The sequence below is a fragment of the Streptomyces sp. ID05-39B genome (assembly GCF_033794725.1).
Classification (GTDB): Bacteria; Actinomycetota; Actinomycetes; order Streptomycetales; family Streptomycetaceae; genus Streptomyces; species Streptomyces bobili.
Window position 1 is genome coordinate 1 of sequence record NZ_JARGEF010000393.1, and the last position, 4,618, is coordinate 4,618.

6 protein-coding genes are annotated in these 4,618 nt (G+C 71.6%); 2 read left to right on the plus strand and 4 right to left on the minus strand.

What is annotated here, in order from left to right:
- On the plus strand, positions 1-246 hold a 246-nt coding region (locus P1P75_RS39790; RefSeq protein ID WP_319264546.1), incomplete at its 5' end, for an LAETG motif-containing sortase-dependent surface protein.
- Between the two features lie 64 nt (positions 247-310).
- Here the strand turns inward: P1P75_RS39790 and P1P75_RS39795 are convergent.
- Entirely contained in the window at positions 311-1,195 is an 885-nt protein-coding gene (locus P1P75_RS39795) for an alpha/beta fold hydrolase (RefSeq protein WP_319264548.1), read from the minus strand.
- A gap of 172 nt (positions 1,196-1,367) precedes the next feature.
- Positions 1,368-1,811 (minus strand): MarR family winged helix-turn-helix transcriptional regulator, encoded by a 444-nt coding sequence (locus P1P75_RS39800; RefSeq protein WP_319264549.1) that lies wholly within the window; start codon positions 1,809-1,811, stop codon positions 1,368-1,370.
- Positions 1,812-1,909: 98 nt separating this feature from the next.
- Between P1P75_RS39800 and P1P75_RS39805 the strand changes: the two genes are divergently transcribed.
- Complete coding sequence (locus P1P75_RS39805) at positions 1,910-2,284, plus strand: cupin domain-containing protein (protein WP_319264551.1); 375 nt, start codon at positions 1,910-1,912, stop codon at positions 2,282-2,284.
- On the opposite strand, the gene P1P75_RS39810 is transcribed toward P1P75_RS39805, so the two are convergent.
- Both P1P75_RS39810 and P1P75_RS39815 read right to left on the minus strand, forming a co-directional pair.
- Entirely contained in the window at positions 2,262-3,413 is a 1,152-nt protein-coding gene (locus P1P75_RS39810) for an NADAR family protein (protein ID WP_319264553.1), read from the minus strand. The genes P1P75_RS39805 and P1P75_RS39810 overlap by 23 nt on opposite strands.
- 73 nt (positions 3,414-3,486) lie before the next feature.
- Positions 3,487-4,455 (minus strand): hypothetical protein, encoded by a 969-nt coding sequence (locus P1P75_RS39815; protein ID WP_319264555.1) that lies wholly within the window; start codon positions 4,453-4,455, stop codon positions 3,487-3,489.
- Between the last annotated feature and the right edge of the window lie 163 nt (positions 4,456-4,618).

Genomic DNA, 4,618 nt, shown 5'->3' on the forward strand with positions numbered 1-4,618 from the left:
CTGCCGTTGCCGCCGGTCTCGGCGAGGCTCTCACCGGCCTCGGCCCCGGCCCCCGCCGCCGAGGCCAACGAGCCGAAGGCGGCCGGGGCCGGGGCCGAGGCCGGTGAGAGCCTCGCCGAGACCGGCGGCAACGGCAGCACGCCGTATCTCGCGGTAGGCGGGGCGGCCGTACTGGCGCTGGGTGCGGGCGTGCTGTTCGCGTCGGTGCGGCGTCGCGCGGTGGGCGGTGGCCGGGGCGGCCACTGACCCCACGGACTCCGGGGCCCGACCGGCGGCTCAGGCCGGTCGGGCTTCGGCGAAAGCGCCCGCGTCAGCCGAAGACGGAGGCGCAGGTGGTGGCGGTGGCGCGGGCCGGGTCGAGCGCGTTGGCCACCTCGTGGAAGGCGATCCGGTCGGTGAGTCCGAGCAGCGCGTGCTCGGAGAGGTCGAGGGGGCAGAGATCCTGGATGAGGATGTTCCTGACGTTCGCCCCGCTCAGGTACTGCGTCCGATGCGGGGTCACCACCTCGTCGTAGCGGGTGGCGATGACCGTGTAGCGGACGCCGGGGACGGTGTCGCCGCCCGCGTTCAGCTTCGTCATGAAGTCGGAGCCGACGATCTGCTGGGCGAGGGCGGGGGTGGCGGCGTTGAGGAGGTCCTCGGCGCCGGGGAAGAAGGGCAGCAGGTTGGTGAGCCCCGCAAGGGTGGTGCCGTGGTTGTTGGGTGCGATGCCGACGAGGGCGTTCACCTTGGCGGCTCCGCCGAGGAACTTGAGGTAGTAGCGGGGCATCATGCCGCCCTGCGAGTGGCCGACGACGTCGGCCTTGGTGGCGCCGGTCGCGGCGAGCACCTTGTCGACGTGGGCGGACAGTTGTTCCGCCGACTTGTCGATGGGCCCGAGGGCGTGGAAGAAGGGGACTCCGGGCAACTGGCCGTAGTCGAGGGAGAAGACGCAGTACCCGCGGTGCTTCAGATAGGGCGCGAGGCCGAGCCAGTTGTCGACGGAGTTGCCGAGGGTGCCGTGGACGAGGACGACGGGGCGGGGGTGTGCGGCGGAGGGCTTGCAGTTGTAGTCGTTCCAGCCACTGCTTGACGCGGCGGAGGCGGAGGCGGAGGCGGAGGCGGTCGCGGAGGCGGTCGCGGCGGGGACTGCGGTGGCCGAGATCGCCAGCAGCAGGGCGGCGATGGGTCTGAGCAGGCGTTTCCAGGGCAGCATCGCGTGATCTCCTTGCGGCTCAAGGGAGGTTCGACGGCCTTACGCCTGGTGATCCGGATCACGAGGATGCTGTTCACTCGTCAAGTTACGGGCGAGTAGCTGAAGTGTGAAGTTACGCGTCGGTAAAAACTTCCAGTGGTAGTCGGCGACGACCGAGGCGCCCGACACACAGTCACCAGGTGGGCCTGAGGGGACCATAGGGGGCGATTCGTGCCAAACGGTCGCACAACACGCGCACTTCGGCCTCCCCGAGGACCTCGACCCATGCCCCTACGGCGTCGGCCGCCGCCGCCTCCGCGGCGCGGGTGCACGCCCAGCCACGTTCGGTGAGGACGACCAGCCGGGCCCGCGCGTCCACGGGATGCGCCCGCCGCTCGACGTACCCCTTGCGGACCAGCTCGTCGACGAGCTGACTGGCCGCCTGCTTGGTGACCCCGAGATGCGCGGCCAGCTCGGTGACGGTCGCCCCGTCCGGCGCGAGCCGCGTGAAGGCGAAGCCGAAGGCGGGCCGCCCCTCGAACCCGCGGGCCTCGACCCCGTCATTGATGCGCCGCGTGAGGTCACCGGCGGCGGCGAGCAGGACAGCGGTCAGGGTGAGGGCTTCGGAGTTCTGCACTTCCGCATTGAAACACTCTTGACGTATTGGTCAAGTTGCTTGACCATCATGACGACAGAACTAGTCAAGTAGCTTGACCAAATTCTTGGGAGACACCCATGCCGTTCATCCGCTCCGCCGACGCCGTGACCCACGAGATCCACGGCGTCCGCTTCGTCTCGTACGCCACCCCGCGCACCGGCAGCAAGGAGCTGGCCGCCTGGCGGGGCGAGATCCCGCCGGGGACGAAGGCCGCCGCGCACACCGTGAGCCGGGAGGAGATCTTCCTTGTCCTCGTCGGCGAGCTGGCCCTCACGCTCGACGGCCGCACCGAGCGGGTCGGCGCGGGCGACACCGTGATCATCAACGCCGGGTCGACCCTGAGCGTCGAGAACCCGACGGATCACACCGCGATCACCTGGGTCACCACCTCCGTCGGCCTGACGGCGGAACTGGCGGACGGAACCGTGCTCACTCCCCCGTGGGCGAACTGATCCCGGAACCGGTCCCGGCGGCGCGCAGTTCCGAGCGGACCAGTTCCAGCAGGCGGCCCACCCAGTTGCGGCCCTGGTCGTCGCGGGCGGTCCGCCAGTAAGGGGACTCCTCGTGGCCGCTGTAGCCGATCCGCGCGTCCCCGGTGCCGAGCAGGATCTCGGCCAGCGCCGGGTGCTGGGTGAACTTGGCGCGCAGCAGACCGGCCATCACGGCCAGACGCACGTCCGTCCAGTCCTCGCGGCGCGGGGCGAGGGCACCCAGTTCGTGGGCGGCGTCGGCGGTCGGGGCGTCGCGGACGGCGAGGCGGTCGGTCTCCTCGGCGGTGGACAGGGCCCAGTAGCCGTGGTGGACGGAGGGATAGCTGTCGCCGGCGTGGTGGAGGGTGACGGGGAAGTCGTTGCGCAGAGCGGAGAGGCCGGGGTCGGCGGGGCGGCCGTTGGGGAAGATGATCTGGTTCAGGATGACGGCCGGACTTCCCGGCGACGTGGGATCGTCCGCGTGCCGGACGGCCTGCCGCTCGTCCGCCCTGGCGACGGCCTTCTCCCGGTCCCGGAAGTAGTCCAGCGCCTGGCGGTGCATCTCGGCGGTCGCCACCGGACCGTCCCCGTCGACCGGTTCACCGAGGTCGGTGAACAGGATCCGCAGGGGCCGGTCCTGGCGGTCCATGTCGCCGAGGCAGTAGATGCGCAGGTGGGGCGCGATGGCGAGATACGCGGCGCGCAGGAGGTACCGGTTGGCCTCGGTGGGCGCTCCCTGGAAGCGGTGGACCGCCTCCCGGAAGTGGTCATGGGCCGTCGGCCTTCCCGCCAGCTCCTCGATCCGGTCGGCGACTTCGAGGAGGAAGCCCTCCGGGGTCAGCGCTTCGGGGGACCGGGACTCCCACTTGCTCTCCGGCTCCTGCCTCGGAGGCGCCGCCGGATCCCTGAGCACGATCAGCTCCCGGTCCAGCATCCGCTCCAGGCCGGCCAGGTCGGTCGTCCGCTCGCAGCGCACCGTCCCGTCGGCGTAGACGAGCAGGTCCTCGAGGACATAGGCGTCACGCCACTCGTCCCACTGCCAGACATGACACCAGACCCCGTCGATCCGCTCCCCGTCCACCGTGCGAAACGTCGGGCCTTTCCATGTCATTGGCGCACTCTATCGAGCCGGGACGGGTTCACCTCCTCGGGGACCGGCCGCCTCAGCCCGCTCCGGAGCCCCCTCACGCCGCCAGCGCCCCCGGCATCACCGCCCTCGGGCCGAACTTCGCCCGCGCGCGGTCGGCGACCTCCTCGATGCGGCGGGCCTTCTCGTCGACGGGGTCGAAGGTGAGCTGGTGGGAGGCCTGTTCGGCGGGGGTGAGCCCCTCGGCGCGCAGGGCGATCGCGCGGACGCGGGCGCGCTGGAGGCCGAGCGCCTCGTACAGGCCGTACGCCGTCCTCGTCAGCTCGGCCGAGTGTGCGGTCGGTTCCCCGAGGGTGCGGCTGCGGGTGGTGGAGGACCGGTCGGCGTAGCGGACGGTGAGGGTGAGGGAGCGGCAGACCTTCTCCACGGCGCGCAGCCGGGAGCCCAGTTCCTCGGCGGCCGACAGCAGTGCCCTGCGGTGCCGATGCTGGTCCAACTCGTCGCGGTCGAAGGGGCGTTCGGTGGCGAGGGAAGAGGAGACCGCATTGGGGACGACCCGCTCGCGGTCGACGCCGTTCGCCTTGTCGTGGAGTTCGCGGCCCGCCTTCGCGCCGACCAGGCGCTGGAGGGTCGGGAGCGGCGCGGCGGCGACCCGGCCGAGGGTGTCGAGGCCGTATTCGCACAGGGTGCGGGCGGTCGCGGTGCCGACGCCGGGGAGCGCGGAGACGGGCTTGGTGTCGAGGAACTCCCGCACCCCGTCCTCGGTCACGGCGCGGGTCACTCCGGGCCGGGCGTCCCGCAGTGCCATGCGGGCCAGCATCGGGCCCGGCCCGGCGCCGATCATGCAGTCGACGCCGTACAGGGCGAGCGACCGCACCCGGATGACGGACGCCAGCTCGACCGCGTCGCGCCCGAAGTACCGTTCGGCGCCCCGCACATCGATCAGCGCCCCGTCCGGTGGCAGCGCCTCGACGACGGGGGTGAACTCCTGGAGGAGTTCGAGCAGCCCCGGCAGGGCGGCCTCGCGCAGCGGAGGCAGCTGGAAACGTACGCAGAGGATGGTCATCCCGCACTCCCCGGACTCTGGTGCCACAACTTCCTTACTGTCGAAGGCCCTTGTGAGGCCTCCTGGCCCGCGGGACGCAGATCCGCCCACGGGTGCATCTGATAGCCGGTGGGCAGGTGGATGCGCCGGCCGTGGGTCGGATCACCGCTCTGCCCGCCCTGCC